This is a genomic window from Saccharicrinis aurantiacus (assembly GCF_947489045.1).
In the GTDB taxonomy this organism is placed as follows: domain Bacteria; phylum Bacteroidota; class Bacteroidia; order Bacteroidales; family Marinilabiliaceae; genus Saccharicrinis; species Saccharicrinis aurantiacus.
This window is the reverse complement of record NZ_CANLCN010000064.1, coordinates 1-524: the sequence shown is the minus strand read 5'-3', so window position 1 is coordinate 524 and position 524 is coordinate 1. Positions and strand designations below refer to the sequence as shown.

Annotated in this window: 1 protein-coding gene; it reads right to left on the bottom strand. The window is 34.0% G+C overall.

Going from position 1 to position 524, the window contains the following annotated elements; all coding sequences use genetic code 11:
* Positions 1-32: 32 nt before the first annotated feature.
* Positions 33-524: transposase (locus tag QMO11_RS21875; RefSeq protein ID WP_282040092.1), on the bottom strand; the 492-nt coding region annotated here is incomplete at its 5' end.

Sequence of the window (524 nt, the reverse complement as noted above, 5' to 3'; positions counted from 1 at the left end):
GGGTCAATGTAGAAAGTTGGGTCTATAAAAGTCTAAGCATATATTTTGGTCAATCTGTAAAGGAAAAATCTTACATCTACTACGCCCCTGAATTGTCTTCTAAAGTCTTTTATTTTAGCATTAAATGATTCTGCGGCAGCATTAGTACTTCTGTTATTATAATAGTTAGAGATGTTATCGTAGTAATTGAAGAAAGTATTAGCAATTGTATTAAATGATTTAAAAGTGCTTTGACGTACTTTTTCTGCCCAGTGAGCCAGCTTTAACCAACCTACTTCTTTCTTGCAGTGATGATTGTAAGCTTCTTTCAATTCCATCGCTAAATCATAAGCTTGTGCAATTCTTGGATATATATGAAACAATATTCTTGCTCTCTCTGCTTGAGATGAAGTCCATGCATTGGGGGATTTAAACAGCAAATATCTGCTTCGGGCAAGCAGTTGTTTAGGACTATCTCCATTATTTAGTATCTCTGGATTATACTCTGAATCTGTTTCACGAGCATATTTAATTTTATCATTTTC